The following is an 18,077-nucleotide window of genomic DNA, read 5'->3' on the forward strand; positions in this document are numbered from 1 at the left end:
GGCCCAGAACGGCGTCGGCTTCTTGAAAGTGATGCGGATCGTGAGATCGTCGATCTTTTCGACGGTCAGGCCGCTGTAGGTTTCAATCGAGACGGCAGCGGTCGCAGGGTCGCTGGCGTATTCCCAATTGAACACCAGATCGTCGGCCGTCACCGGCTTGCCGTCGTGCCATTTGACGCCGGGTTTGAGTTTCCAGGTCACCTGCTTGGCGTCGGCGGAGAGCCCGCCATTCTGGATCGAGGGGATCTCGGCGGCGAGGATCGGGTTGAGATGGCCGTCGACATCCCAGCTTGCCAGCGGTTCGTAGAAGATGCGCGAGCCGTCCTGATCCTTGGTGCCGGTGGCGAAATGCGGATTGAGCAAGGTCGGGCCCTGCCACCACAACAACTTGAGCGGGCCGCCGCCGCCGCGCTTGGTCGGCTTGTAGGGGTTGGGGCTCTGCGCCATCGCGACGCCGCCGATCGCCAGAATCTGGTTGGCCATCGGCGCGGTGAGGCCGACGGCAATCATTCGCTTGACGAAGGCGCGGCGGTCCATCCGTCCGTCCTTCACGTCGTCGATCATGCCTCGCAGATTATTGTCGAACATTGTCCCCTCGGTCCGGCTCACGTGTGTTTGCGGCGGGCCTTGGAACCGGCCGCCGTTCTGGCGGCAGATGGCACACCGAATGAACGCGAAGGTCAACGCCTCCCGCTCTTCAGCGTCTAGGTCTTTTGGCTATCGCTTGTGCAGAACCTCCCTTAGGCGCACATCGGTTCAGCATATCGGCGCCAAAGCGCGCTGATGCGTGCCTCGCACTGCGGAAAATTTGTTCGTTATCCTTTGTTCCGAGATGCTTTTTTGCCACGCAACCATATTTTCGCGCGAAGCGGCTGCCGGCCCGCGCATTGATGCGCAGGTCCGGCCCTTAGGATACGGCGCTCAGGCGACCGACATGTCCAACGGCGGTGCAACATTCGCCGGCAGCGGACTGACATAGGGCGTTCGCGTGGTCCGCTTCTTGAGGTCGGCCTTGGCGGCCGCGATCAGCTCCGGCTCCATCAGCGCCTTGACGCCGAGGCCGGCCATCGCCTTGGCGGCCTGCACCATCGCCTTGTGCGCGGCCGGCGTCTTGCCCTGCGCCACAACCTGCCAGGTGTGGAACGGCGTGCCGATTGCAACCGTCGGTGCATGGACCTGCACCGTCGGCACCACCCAGCTGACGTCGCCGACATCGGTCGAGCCGATCAGCGGATTGCGCTTGGCGTCGATCGGCACCAGGAAATCGGCCAGCGGCCGGTCGGTCGGCTCCATGCCGATCGCGTAATAGACCGAGGCGATGTCCTTGTCGGTCAAGGTCGCGCGGATCTTGCCGGCAAATTCCTTGTCGGCATCATCGAAATGCGGCGGGCCGAGATCCTCCATGATCCGGTGCAGCGTCTCTTCCAGCGGGGTGTTGGGCAGGATGTTGGAGACCGCGGAGATGATCTTCATCTCGACCTTGGTCTCGGTCATCAGCGCTGCGCCCTGCGCGATTTTGTGCACGCGCTCGACCAGTTCGTTCATGCCGGGCAGGTCGCGGGCACGGATCGAGTAGCGCACCCGGGCATGGGCCTGCACCACGTTCGGCGCGATGCCGCCGGTGTCGAGCAGCGCGTAATGCACGCGGGCATCGCTCGGCATGTGCTCGCGCATGTAGTTGACGCCGACATTCATCAATTCCACGGCGTCGAGCGCGCTGCGGCCGAGATGCGGCGAGGCCGCCGCATGCGAGGTCCGCCCGGTGAAGATGAAATCGGCGCGGGTGTTGGCGAGCGACGGCGTCACCGCCACCTCCCAGAAACTGTGCGGATGCCAGGTGATGGCGATGTCGGCGTCCTCGAACGCGCCACAGCGCACCATGAAGGCCTTGGCCGCGCCGCCTTCCTCTGCCGGGCAGCCGTAATAGCGCACCCGGCCCGGCACCTTGTTGGCGGCGAGCCAGTCCTTCACCGCGGTGGCGGCGAGCAGCGCGGAGGAGCCGAGCAGATTGTGGCCGCAGCCATGGCCGTGGCCGCCGGTCTCGACCGGACGATGCTCGGCGATGCCGGCCTCCTGGCTGAGGCCTGGCAGGGCGTCATATTCGCCGAGGAAGGCGATGACAGGGCCGCCTTCACCCCATTCGCCCATCACCGCGGTCGGAATGTCGGCGAGGTTCTCGGTGATGCGGAAACCCTGATGGCGCAGTTCGGCCAGATGTTCGGCGGAGGAGCGCGCCTCGGTGTAGCAGACCTCGGGCATTGCCCAGACCCGGTCGCTCAATTCGATGAAACGCGGCTTGATCGTGTCGACGCCGCGCCAAACATCACTACGGTTGTCCATTTGCTCCGATCCTCGAGTAAGGCAATCTGAAGCGCGAAACGCTAGCAGCTTGCCGCGCCGCCGCCTAGCGGCTGCCGGCAGACCAGCTTTTCCGAAAGTCACGTCCTGGTGTGCAGAAATGTGTCCGGCTCGCCAAAACACCGTCGTCGGCCTGAACGACCTCGAGCGCTCCGACCGTAATCTTGCGCGTGCCTTGAGCGATCGGTCTGCCTTCCCTTATGATGTGGCTCGCGAGGACGTGGTCCGACCATGAATGATGCAATTCCGTCTCTGTTGCCGAGAAATTCGGGCCACCAGTTCGTGATCTATGCCGACGCCTGCTCGGGCGTTGCCGGCGCGCTGCATGAGCGCACTTTCGCATCGGTCAACAATGTGGTTCGCCGGCTGCATCCGCGGCCTGAGTTCATCCTCTTCCCCGGCGACGAGATCATCGGCCTCACCGCTGATGCCGATGCGTTGCGTGCGCAATGGCGGCATTGGTTTGAGGTCGAAATGGGCTGGCTCGACCGCCGTGCGGTGCCGCTGTGGCACACGACCGGCAACCACACCACCTATGACGAGATGAGCGAGGCGGTGTTTCGCGAGGTGCTGAAGCTGCCGCGCAACGGTCCGCCGGATCAGGAGGGCCTGTCCTACTGGGTCCGCCGCGACGATCTCGTGATGGTGTTCGTGCACACGCTGTGGACCGGGCTCGGCGGCGAGGGGCACGTCGAGACCGATTGGCTGCAAGGGATCCTCGAACAGCACAGGGACGCGAGATACAAACTGGTGCTGGGTCATCATCCGGTTTACCCGATCAATGGTTACAGCGGCAGCTATCAGCGCGAGATCGGCCACGAATACAGCGCGCGCTTCTGGGATATCCTGGTCCGCGCCGGCGTGACCGCCTATGTCTGCAGCCACATCCTCGCATTCGACGTCCAGGTTCACCGCGGCGTGCTGCAGATCTGCACGGCGGGCGCGGGCACTGCGCACCGCATGCCCGAAGGCGTCGAGTATCTGCATTGCGTGCAGGCGGCGCTCGATCAGGACGGGCTCCGTTACCAGGTGCTCGACACTGACGGCGTCGTGCGCGAGCAGCTTATATGGCCGCTGCCATCTCTCGACCGGGCCGCGTGGTCGCCATTGCCGCACGGGGTCAGCCCTGCGCCACTGTCCGGGATGCCGGCGCCCGCGACGGTCGTCGCCCTGAGATTGTCGGGCCGCACCGCCGCGGCAAGCGCCGCGCCGCAAACATTGCTCTGCACGCCCGTCCCTGACACGATCGCACCGCTCTGGCTCGGCCTGCGCGGGCCGAACCAGACGCTCACGCTGATCCTCGGGCGCGAGCAAGGGCGCAGTCCGCACTACTGGGTCGGTCCGGATTTCGGCGATGAGCGGGATTTCGACCTCGACATCGCCTTCTACCCGGATATGGGACCCGGCGGCGTGCTGTGGCGACGCCGCGGTGACATCAGCTGGATGTCGTTCGCGGCGATCTCGGCGACGGGGCTCGAGCGGTTGTCGTGGCCCGCGCTCTGGAGCGTCGGGTGCGGACAGCATGGACCGGACGACCGGCGATATGCCGGAGCGCGGCTCGACGTCGCTGCGACCGTGATCGCATTGTCATGAGCCGAAGTCTTGAGCCAGGTCGGCGGCGTCAGAGCCGATGATGCCCTAGTCATCTCCTTTCGGCGTCTTCCGTTCCATGTCCTTCAATTCGCGATCGATCAGCGTATGGACGCGCCGCTGCGCCAGCAGGCCTAGCCGCACACGTGTGGTGCCGCGCTTGATCTTTCCGTTGATTTCGAATGACCAGCTCCAGAGGTCGGGTTCGATGTTGGTGAGCGTGTATTGAATGTCCCGGTGACGATCGATCAGCTTCTTCATGCCGTTTCTTTTTGTTGGCTGAAGCTTGCATAGCGAGATCGAGACGGCGTCTGTATCCGGACGACTACTTACATATTTGGTCTAAGCGCCCGCGCGACGGAATTTTCGCACAATCACTGAGTTGGGGTCGTTGTCCAGTGGGTGCACTCATGTCGCGAGAATGCGGATGTGTGACTCACAAATCGTGCGAAATATTCGGTGTCGTCCCGGCGCAGGCCGGGACCCATAACCCCAAATGCGGCTTGTTGCGCGATGACGGAACGACGAGTCCCGTTCACAATATCAGCTGCGGCGTATGGGTCCCGGCCTGCGCCGGGACGACGGGTGGAGGGACTTCCGTTTTAGCGTCAACGGCGAGCACCACTCACAAATTGATCACCCCGCGCCGCGCCGCATGTGCGACGGCGTCGGTGCGGCCGGTGGCGTCGAGCTTGTCGAGCAGGGAGCCGACGTGAAACTTGGCGGTGTGGACGGAAATCCCGAGCCGCTGCGCAATCATCTTGTTGGATGCGCCCTCGGCCAGCAGCGCCAGCACGTCGAGCTCGCGCGGCGTCAGCTCGAAGTCGCCGCCGGCGGCCTCGCGGTTACGTGCGACGATCGCGGCGGCTGCCTGCTCGCCCGGCGCGGCCAGCCGCAGGCCGGCGACGCTGCCGAGCAACGTCGCCAGCCGGTCGGCGAGGACGGGGTCGTCGATCTCGAGTGCGATGACGATGTCGGCGGCAGGCTCACTGCTCACGTCTCGGGCCTCTCTCCGACTGTGACCTTGAACGTCATCGGCTCGCCGCCGCGATGCACGGTCAGCTCGACGACGCTGCCGACGCTCTGCGGCCCGAGGCCGCGCGACAGCGCCCGCACGCCCGACAGCTTCTCGCCGTTGACGGCAATGATCACGTCGCCCTGGCGGATGCCGGCCGTGGCCGAGGGGCCGGCCTTGTCGACATTCATCACCATCGCGCCGAGGCCGTCGTCGAGACGGACCGGCTGCAGCCCGACGCCGAGATACCCGCGCGCGATGCGGCCGCTCTTCTCGAGCTGGGCTGCGACCCGCTCGATGGTCGCGGCCGGGATCGTCAGCACGCGGCGCGGGCCGAGCACCGCCATGCCGAACGGCACGCCCGCGGCATTCAGCGCCAATCCGCCCTGCTGGCTGTGCCGCAGCCGGACGTCGAGCTCGATCCGTGCGTCGATCTCGCCGCCGCGCAGGCTGCGCCAGGCCGGGCCCGACCGCGAGACCATGCCGAGCCGCGCGACCGGCGCGCCGCGGTCGGCCGCGACGAGCACGGCGAGCGATCCGAGCGCGGGGATCTCGCTCGACAGCTTGATCGGCGCGACGTCGCCATCGACGCGCAGCAAGGCAATGTCGGTGGTGTGGTCGCGGCCGGCGACGGCGGCTTGCCTGCGGCTGCCGTCGGCGAACTGGATCTCGATCTCGCCTTCATCGGCCAGCGCTTCGTCGGCGGTGACGATCAGGCCGGCCTTCCAGACAAAGCCCGAGGCGCGCGCGCGATGCGAATGCACGGAGACGACCGACGGCGCAGCGCGCGCAATGGTCTCCGACAGGGCTGACGACAGCGAGGCAAGGATGTTCGGTTCGGTCATGGGAAACTCCGTTGGCTTCCCGCAATCTGGGATGTTGCGGCTGGCGGCGAAACTGGCCGGATGGGCAGGGCCAGGACGCGCCGCTCGGAACCGCCGCTCAGCTCAGCCGCTGCAGGGTCGCCTTCGGGCTCTCGCCGAACTTGGCGCGGTAGGCGCTCGCCATGCGGCTCAGATGGGTAAAGCCGAGGTCGAATGCAATATCGACGATGCGTTCGCCCGGCCGCGCCGTCTTGAGACGGGCGTTGAGATGGGCGAGGCGGATCTCGAGCAGCATCTCGGAGACGGTAGTCCCGAAGTGACGGCGGAAGCCGAGTTGCAGCGCGCGGATGCCGGTGCCCGCGATCTCCGCAAGCTCGGCGAGATCCAGAGGCTCGGTCGCGCGCGTTTCCAGATAGGCCCGCACGCGCTTCAGCGCCGCCGGCTGGGCCTCGGTGCGGCCGTTGAAGACATTGATCGCCGAGCTCAGGCTGTGCCCCTGCCCGTTGAGCAGGACGTTGAGAAACTGTTCGCGCCAATCGGCCGCCGCGACCGCGGACAACGATTTGCGCGGCCCGACCTGCTCGGCCGTCGTCACGAGTTGCTCAATCCTGGCCGAGAGGGTCTGCCCGAGCGGCCCGCGCAGTTCGACCGCCGGATCGAATTCGACCGGCCGCACCGCCACGCCGCCGAGCGCCGCCGCACGATGCTCGACCAGCTTGCGGTCGAGCAGCACGATGAGCTGGGCGCAGTCATCGCGCCAGGTCATCTCGGTTGGAATCGTCGGCGACAGCAGCGAGGCACAGTGTTGCGGCCCGGTGGTGAGCTTGCGCGCGGCGGTCCGGATCGAGGCCGAGCCGGATAGCGGCATCTGCAACAGGAAGAAGCGGTCGAGGCAGCCCGGATTGATCGCGACCGACCCGCCATAGGCGACATAATTGACGGAGAAGCCGTCGAAGCCTGCGCAATTGTGGTGTGCGGAGAAATCGTGCTCGGAATGATCGACCGGCGTCAGGTCGTGTGGACAGAAGATGCGGCCGATCGCTTCGGCCGCGTCGTCGACGCGCGCTGTCGCGACGCGCGCGAAATCCTTCAGCCTTGCCGAACTTGCCCTTGCCGAAACCTCGTTGCCAACAGCAGTCACGCCGGCCGTCCGAGTTGTTTGAGGTCTAAAATATCGGGCAGCGTAATCCATTCGCCGGCAAAGGGGAACGCCGTTTCGTCGCGCAAACTGCCCGATCGGCGCGCACGCGGATGCGGCGACCTTGGGCAGAAAGTTGCTCCCGCATTGCAGCATTATAGCGCCGGGTGCGGATTCGTTTATCGGCTAGACACCCCCGCCGGCTGGCGACAGGCTCCGTGTCCGCAATACGCAGCAAAACTGGAGAAGCTGACATGGGCACGCTCGAAAAAGGCATTACCCGCACCGGCACCGGCTACGGCGGCAAGACCTGGAATATCCTCGGCCAAGTCTATTATCCGAAGGCGGTCACCGACTCGACCTTCGCGTTCGAGACCAACAGCGATCCCGGCCAGTTCGTGCCGGTGCACATCCACCCGACCCAGGACGAGTTCATCCTGGTGCAGGAGGGCGTGCTCGACCTCAAGCTTGACGGCGTCTGGGTGCAGGCCAAGGCCGGCGACCTCGTGCGCATGCCGCGCGGCATTCCGCATGGCTATTTCAACAAGTCGGACAAGCCGGCGCGGGCGCTGTTTTGGGTGTCGCCGATGCAGAAGCTCGAGGCGCTGTTCGAAAAGCTGCACAATCTGCAAGACCCCGTCGAGGTGGTGCGTATTTCCGCCGAGCACGAGGTGGACTTCCTGCCGCCGGAAGCCAACGACTAGGCCTGCAATAGAGAATACGTACGCGAGGCGGCAATCGCCGGAGCTTGCTCCGGCGATGACGGGGACGCGTGCGCCTCAAGGAAATTGGATCTGTTCATTCATCTGGGAGCGGTTTCATGGTCAAGCAGAAGCATGTGTGTGTGATCGGCGCCGGCATTTCCGGGCTCGCCGCCGGCAAGGCCTTTGCCGGTCGCGGTCACAAGGTGACCATCATCGAGCGCAGCGGCGATCTCGGCGGGGTCTGGGAGCCGGCGCGCTCCTATCCCGATGTGCAGACCCAGAGCCCGAAGGAGCTCTATCGCTACACCGACAAGGCGATGCCGGAGGCCTATCCGGAATGGCCGAAGGGACCGCAGGTCCATGCGTACTTGCGCGACTATGCGCGCAGCCATGGGCTCGAGGGCGCGATGCGGTTCAACACCAGGGTCGAGGGCATGAAGCGCCGGGCCGACGGCAGGCCTGGCTGGACGCTCGCGCTGCGCTCGACCGACGGCGCCAGCGGTCACGAGGACTTCGACTTCGTCGCCGTCTGCACCGGACAATTCAACGAGCCGCAGTCGCTGCCGCTTCCCGGCGAGGACGGCTTCAAGGCGCAGGGTGGCCAGATCCTGCACTCGTCGCAATATGGCGACCCCGATCTTGCCAAGGGCCGCAAGGTGGTCGTGCTCGGCGGCTCCAAATCGGCGACTGATATCGCGGTGAATGCGGTCAATTCCGGCGCCAGCGAAGTCACCATCGTGTTTCGCGAGGCGGTGTGGCGGATCCCCTATTTCATCGGCGGCCTCGTCAACTTCAAGCGTATCCTCTACATCCGCGCGCAGGAGCAGATGTTCGCGAGCTGGGGCATCGGGCCGATGGCGCGTCTCGCGCATGCCGTTGCCAAGCCGTTCGTCTGGGCGAACTGGCGTGGGCTCGAGAGCATGCTGAAGATGCAGCTCAAGCTGAAGCAATGCGGCATGGTGCCGAAGGAGCGGATCGAGGACGGCGTCAACTGCTCGGTGCCGATCGCAACCCCCGGCTTCTATCCGATGGTCGCTGACGGCCGGATCAAGGCGGTGCTCGGGACCTTCGACCATTATGACGGCAAGACCATCGTGATGCGCGGCGGCCAGCGCGTCGCGGCTGATGTTGCCGTGCTTGCGATCGGCTACAAGCTCGGCGTGCCGTTCCTGCCCGCGGAGTATCAGAACAAGCTGGTCGAGCCCGACGGGCAGTACCGGCTCTACCGGCTGATCGCCAATCCCGATCTGCCCGATATGGGCTTCGTCGGCTTCAACTCGAGCTTCTGCACCGTGCTGTGCGCGGACCTCGCCGCGAACTGGCTGGTGCGCTACGCCGACGGCCAGCTCGCGCGGCAGCCGAGCGCGGCCGAGATGCGCGACAACATCGCGATGATGCTGAACTTCAAGCGGGTCGAGCGGCCGGCGGCGGGCGTCTATGGCGGGCTGTGCGTCGCGCCCTATCACTTCAAGCATTTCGACGAGCTGCTCGCGGATATCGGCACCAGGGCGTCGCGCCGCAACCCGCTCGTCGAAAAGTTCACGCCGCCGGACGCGGACGCCTATGCGCGCTTCCTCGCGACCGCGCCTGTGTATACGGCAGCCGCCTAACCGCGGCCGGCGTCGAGGAAGGCCTGGGCCAAGCGTTCGGGATTGGAGAAGCACAGCTCGTGGCTGCCCGGCACCTGGACCAGGCGGAACAGCCCGAGCTTCTCCGACAGCCGCGGATGCCAGGGCAGACCGTGCGGCAGCGCGGTGTCCTCGGTGCAGTTCACGTAGGACTTTGCGATCGGCATCTCGGCCGGATTGGTCCGCAGGACGATCTTGTCCTCGAAGGTCTTCAGCGGGTGCGGGTTGAGCTTGTCATAGGCGCGCTGTGCGGTCTCGAGATCGGCGTCGTTGATGAAGGCCTCGCGCCAGATCGGGAACGGCAGCACCACCGAGCCGTCGCCGCGCTCGGCATGGATGGCGTCGAACAGGCCGCGATAGTGCGGCGGCACCATGTCGTTGAGGCATTCGCCATTGTTCGGCACGAACGCGTTCCAGTAGACGAGTCGGCGGATGCGATCGGGTGCGGCGTCGGCAACGCCTGTGATGACCATGCCGCCATAGCTGTGGCCGACCAGCACGATGTCACTCAGATTGTGCTCGGCGAGGTAGTCCACGATCGACTGGATCGCCTCGGGGAGGCCGGAATCCTTCCGGTCGCCGGGCCGGTTGCCTCTGATGGTCGGGGTGTGGACGACATGGCCGGCCTTGCGGATGGCCGCCGCAACCGGCTCAAACTCGGCGCCGGTATGCCAGGCGCCATGGACGAGAACATAGGTCGACATGGTGTGCTTCTCCAATTGTGCATCTTGATGCGGTTTGGTTAGATCGACGCTCGCTTCCGGTTACGGCGCGACGTTCGTGCGGTGGTTTGTCGGATATTGCGGTAGCCGGACCTGCCGTGCTTGGCTGAGACTGCACTGGACTAGGCTCGGAGTGAACTGATGCAACAAATCGCTCGCCCGGACCGCGCGCTGGGTCTCGCCTGGAATACCGAGGATGTGCGGCCTGCCGAGCAGTTCGCGTACTATCGGGAGGCGATCTGCCAGGTGTTCATGAAGCTGACGCCCGAGCCAACGGACAGGTCCAGTTTTCCTGCACGGATTGAACGGATCGGACTCGGCGCGGGCGCCGTCAACCGCGTGACGTTTCCCGGTCACCTGGTGCGCCGTTCGGCGAGCGACATCGCGGCCTCGAGCAGCAGCTGCTTCTACCTCAATCTGAAGCTGGCCGGGCGCTGCCGGATCGATCAGGACGGACGGGCTGTCGAACTATCGCCGGGACAGGTCGGCATCTTCGACAGCGAGCGGCTGTTCGCGCTGCATCACAGTCAGGGGCCTTCGCTGCACGTCGCCTCCTTCTGGGTCCCGACGCAACTGTTGCGTGATCGCCTGCCGCCATCGTTCGAATTCAGGCCGGCGCGGGTGTCCGACGATCCGCTGGTCGGCCATCTCATCGTGGAGACCGCGCAGGCGCTCAATTCGGCGGCGCCCGGCATGCCGGAAGCGGAAAGCGCGCGGCTGTTCGGCGTGCTGCTCGACCTCGTGGCGCTGAGCCTGTCACGTGATGGCCGGCGCGGCGCGGACCCGATGAGCCTGGTGGAGGCGACCTGGATCGCGCTGCGCCGCGCCGTGGAGAGTCGGTTGCGCGAACCGGGGCTCGGCGTTGCCGCCGTCGCGGCTGCGATCGGAATCAGCGAGCGCTATGTCCACAAACTGTTCGAACGGGCCGGCACCACATTCGCCAGCTATGTGATGGACCGTCGGCTCGATGGCGCGGCGCGCGACCTGAGGGATCCCGTGATTGCCGGGCGCGCGATCGGGGACATCGCGTTCGACTGGGGCTTCTCCGATCTGTCGCATTTCACCCGCCGGTTCCGGCATCGCTTCGGCTGCACGCCACGCGACTGGCGGCGCGGCTGACCAACGTTCGGAAATCGTCATGCCGCAGCCGTTCACCTATCAGGTCAGCCCGATGCGCGTCGTATTCGGGGTCGGCACGGTCGCGCAGCTGGCCGACGAACTCGATCGGCTCGGCATCGGCCGCGCGCTGGTGCTGGCGAGCCGGCGGCAGCAGGCCGAGCTCGGCGATCTCGCCGCGCTGACCGGCGGCCGCATGGCCGGGACGTTCGATGGCGCGGTTGTGCATACGCCGGTTGCGGTCACCGAGCGTGCGATGCAAGTGGTCGGCGAGCTGAAGCCCGACGGCGTTGTTGCGATCGGCGCCGGGGCCGCGACCGGCCTCAGCAAGGCGATCGCGCTGCGCACCGACCTGCCGCAGCTGATCGTGCCGACCAGCTATGCCGGCTCCGAGATGACGCCGGTGCTCGGCGAGACCGTGGATGGCGTCAAGACCACGCAGTCCTCGCCGAAGATATTGCCGGAGGCCGTGATCTACGACGTCAATCTGACGCTCTCGATGCCGGCGAAGTTCACCGCGATATCAGGCCTCAACGCGATCGCGCACGCGGCCGAGGCGCTGTATGCGCGGGACGGCAATCCGATCACCTCGCTGATGGCGGAGGAAGCGATTGCGAAGCTTGCGTCGTCGCTGCCGGAGGTGATCGCGCGGCCGCGCGATCTCGATGCGCGCTCGGACGCGCTCTATGGCGCGTGGCTGTGCGCGGTCTGTCTCGGTACCGTCGGCATGGCGCTGCATCACAAGCTCTGCCACACCGTCGGCGCGCTGTTCGACCTGCCGCATGCCGAGACCCATGCGGTGCTGCTGCCGCACACCATCGCCTACAACACGCCGGCGGCGCGCAATGCGATCGGCCGTGCCGCACGGGCACTTGGCGCATCTGACGCGGCCGACGGCCTGTTCGATCTGTCGGCAAAGCTCGGCGCGCCGCGCTCGCTCGCCGAGATCGGCATGCCCGAGGACGGGATCGCAAGGGCGGCCGCGCTCGCCACCAGGAATCCTTACTGGAACCCGCGGCCGATCGAGGAGCGTGGCATCAGCGATCTGCTCAGGCGTGCGTGGTCGGGTGCGCGGCCGCAGGCCGGATAGATCACACCCCGATCGCGTTACGCGCGATCACGTCGCGGTAGAACGCCGCGCTCAATTTCGGCACGCGCGCCTGGGTCTCGAAATCCACGCGATAGAGGCCGAAGCGCTTCGCATAGCCGAAGATCCATTCGAAATTGTCCATCAGGCTCCACAGGAAATAGCCGTGGACCGGGACGCCGTCGGCGGTCGCGCGCTGCAATTGGGCGAGGTAGTTGCGCAGGAACATGATGCGGTCGAGGTCGTAGATCTGCCCGTCCGGATGCAGCTTGTCCTCGCCGGAGGTGCCGTTCTCGCTGATATAGATGCTCTTGATGTTCCAGAGCTTGGCCGCAATCCGCGGCGCCCAGTAGATCGTCTCCGGCGCGATCCGCAGCCAATCCGAATTCATATGCGGGAACGAGGCCGGCATCGGCAGCGGCTTCCACCCGGGCGCGCTGTCGGTGGCGAGGACATAGCAGTGCGGCGCGTAGATGTTGAGCCCGACGAAGTCGTTGGGCTGCGCGATGATCTTCAGATCCTCCGCGGTGAATTTGGGCGCGTCGGCGCCAGCATATTGCAGGAAGCCTTCGGTGTACTTGCCCTCGAGCACGACGCCGAGGAAGCCCGCATTGAGCTCACGCGTCGCAATCTCGGTGGCGCGGATGTTCTCCGGGGTGTTGAACGCCGGCACGCAGGCGGTGATGTTCTCGGCCGGGCCGACCCGCGTGCCGGCGCGGCCCTTGGCGCGGATCGCCTGCACCGCGAGCCCATGCGCCAGCGCGACGTGGTGGCGCGCCTGGTTCACCTCGGCCGGCGGCAGCTGCAGCCCGGGCGCGTCGACGCCGAGCGCATAGCCGAAGGGGAGGAAACGCCCGACCTCGTTGAGGGTGAAGATGTTCTTGACCCGGTCGGTCAGCCGCTGCGCCACATAGCCGGCGTAGTCGCCGAACGCCTTCGACGTGTCGCGCGAGCGCCAGCCGCCGACCCGGTCCTGCAGCGCCTGCGGCAAGTCCCAGTGATAGAGCGTGGCGTAGGGCTCGATGCCGTTCGCGAGCAGTTCGTCGACCAGGCGGTTGTAGAAGTCGAGGCCCTTCGGGTTCGGCGTGCCGCTGCCGTCGGGAAACACCCGCGGCCAGGCAATCGAGAACCGATACGCCTTGGCGCCGAGCTCCTTGATCAGGCGGACGTCCTCCTTGTAGCGGTGATAGTGCTCGTTGGCGCGGTCGCCGGTCGAGCCGTCCTCGATCTTGCCCGATGTGTGGGTGAAGCTGTCCCAGATCGACGGGCCGCGGCCGTCCTCATTGACCGCGCCCTCGACCTGGTAGGACGAGGTCGCCGTGCCCCAGACGAAACCGGCGGGGAAATTTGCGCCGTCCGGCCGCGGAGCGTGGTTCGCGGCCTGTGCAGGGGCCGACAGGCCGAGCGCCGAGAGGCCTGCAAGGCCCACAAACTGCCGGCGCGAGAACTTACCGAACATCATTGTCTCCCGTCGACGCACGCTGCGGCTGGAATGCCAGTCGCAGGTTAACCTTCCACCCGGCTGTAGAGCAACAAGGGTCGGTCGAGGCGGCGTGCGCGTGCGCATCGATCGATGCAAGCCGTTGCGATGTCAGATGTCGCAGAGTTGTCAGTTTTGTGGCGACATGTTCTCTACTAGATTGCCTGTTACGTCCTTCCGGAATGACGACTGAAGATCCCCAAAATCGTGGTGAGCCGCGCGCGATGAACAAGCCTGCAACCCATGCCCGAACCGCGCTGCGTCGTCTTGCCACGGCAATCGGCTTGTTGCTGACGATGGCCGCGGGCGCACAGGCCGAGCAGACATTCACGTTCGACAGCACACCCGGAAAGCTGCCGAAGACAGTTGTCCCGTTGAGCTACGCGATCGAGCTGACGCCTGATTTCACCAGCCTCGCTTTGCCGGGTGTCGAGACCGCCGATATCGAGGTGCGCGAGGCCACCGCGCAACTGACGCTGAATGCGGTCAACACGACGTTCGCCGAGGTCGCGATCGATGACGGCGCACAGCGCGCGGAGGTCGTGACCGACGCTACCGCGCAGACCGCGACCTTGACCTTCGCCAAGCCGCTCGCGGTGGGCCGGCACAAGCTCCGCATCGCCTTCACTGCGCAGATCAACAAATTTGGCACCGGCCTGTTCTCGGTCGATTATCCGACCCCGGCCGGGATCAAGCGGCTGATCTCCAGCAAGCTGGAGCCGGCCGATGCGCGGCGGATCTTCCCGTGCTGGGACGAGCCGTCGTTCAAGGCGAGCTTCGCGTTGACCGTCGTGATCCCGCGCAACCTGCTCGCGGTCGGCAACATGCCCATCGCGAGCGAGGAGCCGATTGCCGGCGAGCTGAAGAAGGTTGCGTTCGCACCGACGCCAAAGATGTCGAGCTATCTGTTCGTGCTCACGGTCGGCGAACTCGAGCGCGTGACCGCGGATGCCGGCGGCGTCACTGTCGGCGTGGTGACGACGGCGGGCAAGAGCGGGCAGGGCCGCTTTGCGCTCGACAGCGCGGTGAAACTGCTCGCCTATTACAACGACTATTTCGGCGTGAAATATCCGCTGCCAAAGCTCGATCTGATCGCCGTTCCCGGCGGGTTCGGCGGCGCGATGGAGAATTGGGGCGGCATCACCTTCTTCGAAAGCCGGCTGCTGTTCGACCCCGCGACCAACGCCGAGACCGCGCGGCGGGGCATCTTCGCCATCATCGCCCATGAGATGGCGCATATGTGGTTCGGCGATCTCGTCACCATGGCGTGGTGGGACAATCTCTGGCTCAACGAGGGCTTTGCCAGCTGGATGGCGACCAAGGCGTCGGAGCAGTTCTATCCGCAATGGCAGAGCTGGCTGAACGGCTATGGCGCGAAGCAGTTTGCGATGACGCTCGATGCGCGCCGGACCTCGCATCCGGTGCAGCAGCCGATCGCCGATCACAGCGAAGCGGTGACGGCGTTCGATGCCATCACCTACAACAAGGGGCAGGCGCTGATCCGCATGCTCGAGACCTATCTCGGCGAGCAGGCGTTCCGCGACGGCATCCGCAAATACATGGCCGCGCATGCCTACAGCAATTCCACCACGGCCGATCTCTGGCAGGCGCTCGAGACGTCCGGCGGCAAGCCGATCACCGGCATCGCCGCCTCCTTCACCGAACAGGACGGCGTGCCGCTGGTCGTGGCCGAGACGACCTGCGATGGCACAGCGCAGCGCCTGACCTTGCGGCAGGACCGTTTCGTGATCGCACCGACCAACGATCCGCCGCTGCCGGCTCACGACTGGCAGATCCCGATTGCGGTCGGGCCGGCGCACGGCAAGCCGTTTGACGAGATCCTGCTGAAGGGCAGCGCCGATATCCCGGCCGGCGCCTGCGGCGATGCGATCAAGGTCAATCTCGGCGACGTCGGCTATTACCGGGTGGAATACGGCCTGAAGAACCGTGCGGCGTTGCTGAACGCATTCCCCCAGATGCAGGTTATTGACCGGCTCAATGTCGTCACCGACAGCTGGGCGCTGGTGCAGGCTGGCCGTGCCGAGCCGCCGTCCTACCTCGCGCTGCTCGACGCGCTCGATTCCGGCGATCATCGCGCGGTGTGGGACCAGGTGATCTCGACGTTTGCCGCATTGAACCGCCTGTCGCGCGACCGCAGCGAGCGGCCGGTGATCCAGGCCTACGCCCGGGCCAAGCTGCGCCCGGTGTTCGATCGGATCGGATGGGATGGCGGCGGCGCGGGCGACGATGACACCGCGCTGTTGCGCGCAAGCCTGATCTCGACGTTGGGCGACCTCGGTGACGCCGCCGTGGTGGCCGAGGCGAAGCGGCGCTTCGCGGCGTTCCTCGACGACCCCAGCTCGCTGCCGACCACGCTGCGCGACGCGGTCACCCATGTCGTCGGCATCACGGCTGACCGGGCGACCTATGACAGGCTGCTGGCACTTGCGCGCAACAGCACGGCGACCAATGAGCGGCTGCGCTACTATTTCGCCGCAGCCAGCGCCCGCGATGTCGAGCTGGCGCGCGCGACGCTGGCGTTGACGCTGACGAGCGAGTTGCCCGACACGATCGTGACCGGGATGATCAGCACCGTTGCATCCGCGGGCGAGCAGCCGCAGCTTGCGTGGGACTTCGTCCAGGCCAATTTCGACACGCTGCTGGCCAGGCAGGGGCCGAATTTCCGCGACCAGTTCGTGCCGAACTTCATGACCAATTTCACCGATGAGGCCCATGCGGCGCAGCTCGCCGCCTTCGCGCCCTCGCAATCGACCAGCGGTGGACGGGTGATGGTGGCGCGATCCGTGCAGGCGATCGCGATCTCGGCCGATCTCGCCGCGCGCGTGCTGCCCGCCGCCGACGCCTGGATCAGGGCGCATAAGCCGTGACATCGCGAGGGAGTTTCCGGCGGCGCGCGATGCGGCTATGCTGCGCGGGCGGCATGCAATCAACGATGCGAGGGTGACATGGTCAAAGGTTCCGATTTGCTGGTCGCAGCCCTCGAGAATGAGGGCGTGGAACGGGTGTTCGGCGTCCCCGGCGAGGAGAATCTCGACGTCGTCGAGAGCCTGCGCAAATCCTCGATCAAGCTGATCGTGACCCGCCATGAGCAGGCCGCGGCCTTCATGGCGGCGACCTATGGCCGGCTGACCGGAAGGCCCGGCGTCTGCATCACGACACTCGGCCCGGGCGCGCTCAATCTGACCACCGGCGCCGCCTATGCGCTGCTCGGCGCGATGCCGATGGTGATGCTCACCGGGCAGAAGGGCATCTTGAGCAGCCGGCAGGCCAAGTTCCAGATCGTCGACATCGTCAACACATTCCGTCCGCTGACCAAGCTGTCGCTGCAGATCGTCAGCGGCGCGACTATCCCGACGCTGGTCCGCGATGCGTTCCGGATCGCGACCCAGGAGCGGCCGGGACCGGTGCTGCTCGAATTGCCGGAGGATATCGCAGGCGAGGAGACCGAACCGGTCGAGCTGGTGCATCCGCATCCGATCGAAATTCCGATCGCGCACGCCGCCGCGCTCGATCGCGCCGCCGACATGATCCTCAAGGCGCAGCGCCCGCTGATCATGCTTGGCGCGGCAGCATCGCGCCCGCGCTCGACCGCCGGAATCGGCGACTTCGTGCGCCGCACGAAAATTCCGTTCTTCACCACCCAGATGGGCAAGGGCACGGTGTCCGGCGGCACCAATCAATACATGGGGACCGCCGCGCTGAGCGAGCGCGACTATGTGCATGAGGCGATCGACCGGGCGGACCTGATCATCGCGATCGGTCACGACACGATCGAGAAGCCGCCCTTCATCATGGGCCCGAAGGGGCCGCAGGTGATCCATGTCAGCTACATGCCGGCCAATGTCGAGCAGGTCTATTTCCCGCAATGCGAGGTGATCGGCGACGTCGGCCCGAGCCTAGAACTGCTGGCCGATCGGGTCGAGGGCAAGTTGCCGCATGCCAGTGCGCTGCTCAGCCTGCGCGAAGGCATTTTGGCGAAGATTACCGATCGCGCCACCGAGGGCCGCTGGCCGCCGACGCCACAGCGCATCGTGCACGATGTGCGGCAGGTCATTCCCGAGGATGGCATCGTCGCGCTCGACAACGGCATGTACAAGATCTGGTTCGCGCGCAACTACCGCACGCTGCTCGCGAACTCGCTGCTGCTCGACAACGCGCTCGCCACCATGGGTGCCGGCCTGCCGTCGGCGATGATGGCGGCGATGCTTTATCCGAAGAACCGCGTGCTCGCGGTCTGCGGCGACGGCGGCTTCATGATGAACTCGCAGGAGATGGAGACCGCGGTCCGCCTCAAGCTCAATCTGGTGATCCTGATCCTGGAAGATTCCGCCTATGGCATGATCCGCTGGAAGCAGGCGGTCGACAACTTCCCGGATTTCGGCCTCACCTTCGGC

15 protein-coding genes are annotated in these 18,077 nt (G+C 65.9%); 7 read left to right on the forward strand and 8 right to left on the reverse strand.

The window, feature by feature from the left end:
• Positions 1-588: ABC transporter substrate-binding protein (locus QMZ05_RS36045; protein WP_353705074.1), on the reverse strand; the 588-nt coding region annotated here is incomplete at its 3' end.
• Positions 589-921: 333 nt separating this feature from the next.
• Positions 922-2,340 carry a M20 family metallopeptidase gene (locus QMZ05_RS36050; RefSeq protein WP_353705075.1) on the reverse strand — a complete coding sequence of 473 codons (1,419 nt, stop codon included), beginning with the start codon at positions 2,338-2,340 and terminating at the stop codon, positions 922-924.
• 249 nt (positions 2,341-2,589) lie between these two features.
• Here QMZ05_RS36050 and QMZ05_RS36055 point away from each other — a divergent pair, with 249 nt between their 5' ends.
• The gene (locus QMZ05_RS36055) at positions 2,590-3,951 is read left to right on the forward strand and encodes a metallophosphoesterase (protein ID WP_353705076.1); all 1,362 of its coding nucleotides are present in this window, start codon (positions 2,590-2,592) and stop codon (positions 3,949-3,951) included.
• 45 nt (positions 3,952-3,996) lie between these two features.
• Here QMZ05_RS36055 and QMZ05_RS36060 read toward each other — a convergent pair whose 3' ends face one another.
• The 4 genes from QMZ05_RS36060 to QMZ05_RS36075 form a co-directional block, all read right to left on the reverse strand.
• On the reverse strand, positions 3,997-4,209 hold the full coding sequence (locus QMZ05_RS36060) for a hypothetical protein (protein WP_353705077.1): 213 nt from the start codon (positions 4,207-4,209) through the stop codon (positions 3,997-3,999).
• Between the two features lie 364 nt (positions 4,210-4,573).
• Positions 4,574-4,945, reverse strand: coding sequence for a helix-turn-helix transcriptional regulator (locus QMZ05_RS36065; protein ID WP_353705078.1), 372 nt, complete (start codon positions 4,943-4,945; stop codon positions 4,574-4,576).
• The gene (locus tag QMZ05_RS36070; protein WP_353705079.1) at positions 4,942-5,808 is read right to left on the reverse strand and encodes a S1C family serine protease; all 867 of its coding nucleotides are present in this window, start codon (positions 5,806-5,808) and stop codon (positions 4,942-4,944) included. The genes QMZ05_RS36065 and QMZ05_RS36070 overlap by 4 nt, the downstream gene beginning before the upstream one ends.
• 97 nt (positions 5,809-5,905) lie before the next feature.
• A complete protein-coding gene (locus QMZ05_RS36075; RefSeq protein WP_353705080.1) occupies positions 5,906-6,928 on the reverse strand; it encodes an AraC family transcriptional regulator in 1,023 nt (340 codons plus the stop codon).
• Between the two features lie 251 nt (positions 6,929-7,179).
• On the opposite strand from QMZ05_RS36075, the gene QMZ05_RS36080 reads away from it, so the two are divergent.
• Together QMZ05_RS36080 and QMZ05_RS36085 are read left to right on the forward strand one after the other, a co-directional pair.
• The gene (locus QMZ05_RS36080; RefSeq protein WP_021079721.1) at positions 7,180-7,629 is read left to right on the forward strand and encodes a cupin domain-containing protein; all 450 of its coding nucleotides are present in this window, start codon (positions 7,180-7,182) and stop codon (positions 7,627-7,629) included.
• A 116-nt stretch (positions 7,630-7,745) separates the two neighbouring features.
• Positions 7,746-9,239: an NAD(P)/FAD-dependent oxidoreductase gene (locus QMZ05_RS36085; RefSeq protein ID WP_353705081.1), complete on the forward strand. Its 1,494-nt coding sequence runs from the start codon at positions 7,746-7,748 to the stop codon at positions 9,237-9,239.
• On the opposite strand, the gene QMZ05_RS36090 is transcribed toward QMZ05_RS36085, so the two are convergent.
• A complete protein-coding gene (locus tag QMZ05_RS36090) occupies positions 9,236-9,961 on the reverse strand; it encodes an alpha/beta hydrolase (RefSeq protein WP_353705082.1) in 726 nt (241 codons plus the stop codon). The genes QMZ05_RS36085 and QMZ05_RS36090 overlap by 4 nt on opposite strands.
• 159 nt (positions 9,962-10,120) lie before the next feature.
• Here QMZ05_RS36090 and QMZ05_RS36095 point away from each other — a divergent pair, with 159 nt between their 5' ends.
• A complete protein-coding gene (locus tag QMZ05_RS36095) occupies positions 10,121-11,098 on the forward strand; it encodes a helix-turn-helix domain-containing protein (RefSeq protein ID WP_353705083.1) in 978 nt (325 codons plus the stop codon).
• A gap of 19 nt (positions 11,099-11,117) precedes the next feature.
• On the forward strand, positions 11,118-12,185 hold the full coding sequence (locus QMZ05_RS36100) for a maleylacetate reductase (RefSeq protein ID WP_353705084.1): 1,068 nt from the start codon (positions 11,118-11,120) through the stop codon (positions 12,183-12,185).
• A gap of 1 nt (position 12,186) precedes the next feature.
• On the opposite strand, the gene QMZ05_RS36105 is transcribed toward QMZ05_RS36100, so the two are convergent.
• The gene (locus QMZ05_RS36105) at positions 12,187-13,641 is read right to left on the reverse strand and encodes a GH1 family beta-glucosidase (protein ID WP_353705085.1); all 1,455 of its coding nucleotides are present in this window, start codon (positions 13,639-13,641) and stop codon (positions 12,187-12,189) included.
• A gap of 245 nt (positions 13,642-13,886) precedes the next feature.
• On the opposite strand from QMZ05_RS36105, the gene QMZ05_RS36110 reads away from it, so the two are divergent.
• Both QMZ05_RS36110 and QMZ05_RS36115 read left to right on the forward strand, forming a co-directional pair.
• Positions 13,887-16,550, forward strand: a complete 2,664-nt coding sequence (locus QMZ05_RS36110) for a M1 family metallopeptidase (protein ID WP_353705086.1) — start codon at positions 13,887-13,889, stop codon at positions 16,548-16,550.
• 78 nt (positions 16,551-16,628) lie between these two features.
• A partial coding sequence (locus QMZ05_RS36115) for an acetolactate synthase large subunit (RefSeq protein WP_353705087.1) occupies positions 16,629-18,077 on the forward strand: 1,449 nt, incomplete at its 3' end.

It is taken from the genome of Bradyrhizobium sp. INPA03-11B (assembly GCF_040446015.1).
GTDB classification, from domain to species: domain Bacteria; phylum Pseudomonadota; class Alphaproteobacteria; order Rhizobiales; family Xanthobacteraceae; genus Bradyrhizobium; species Bradyrhizobium macuxiense_A.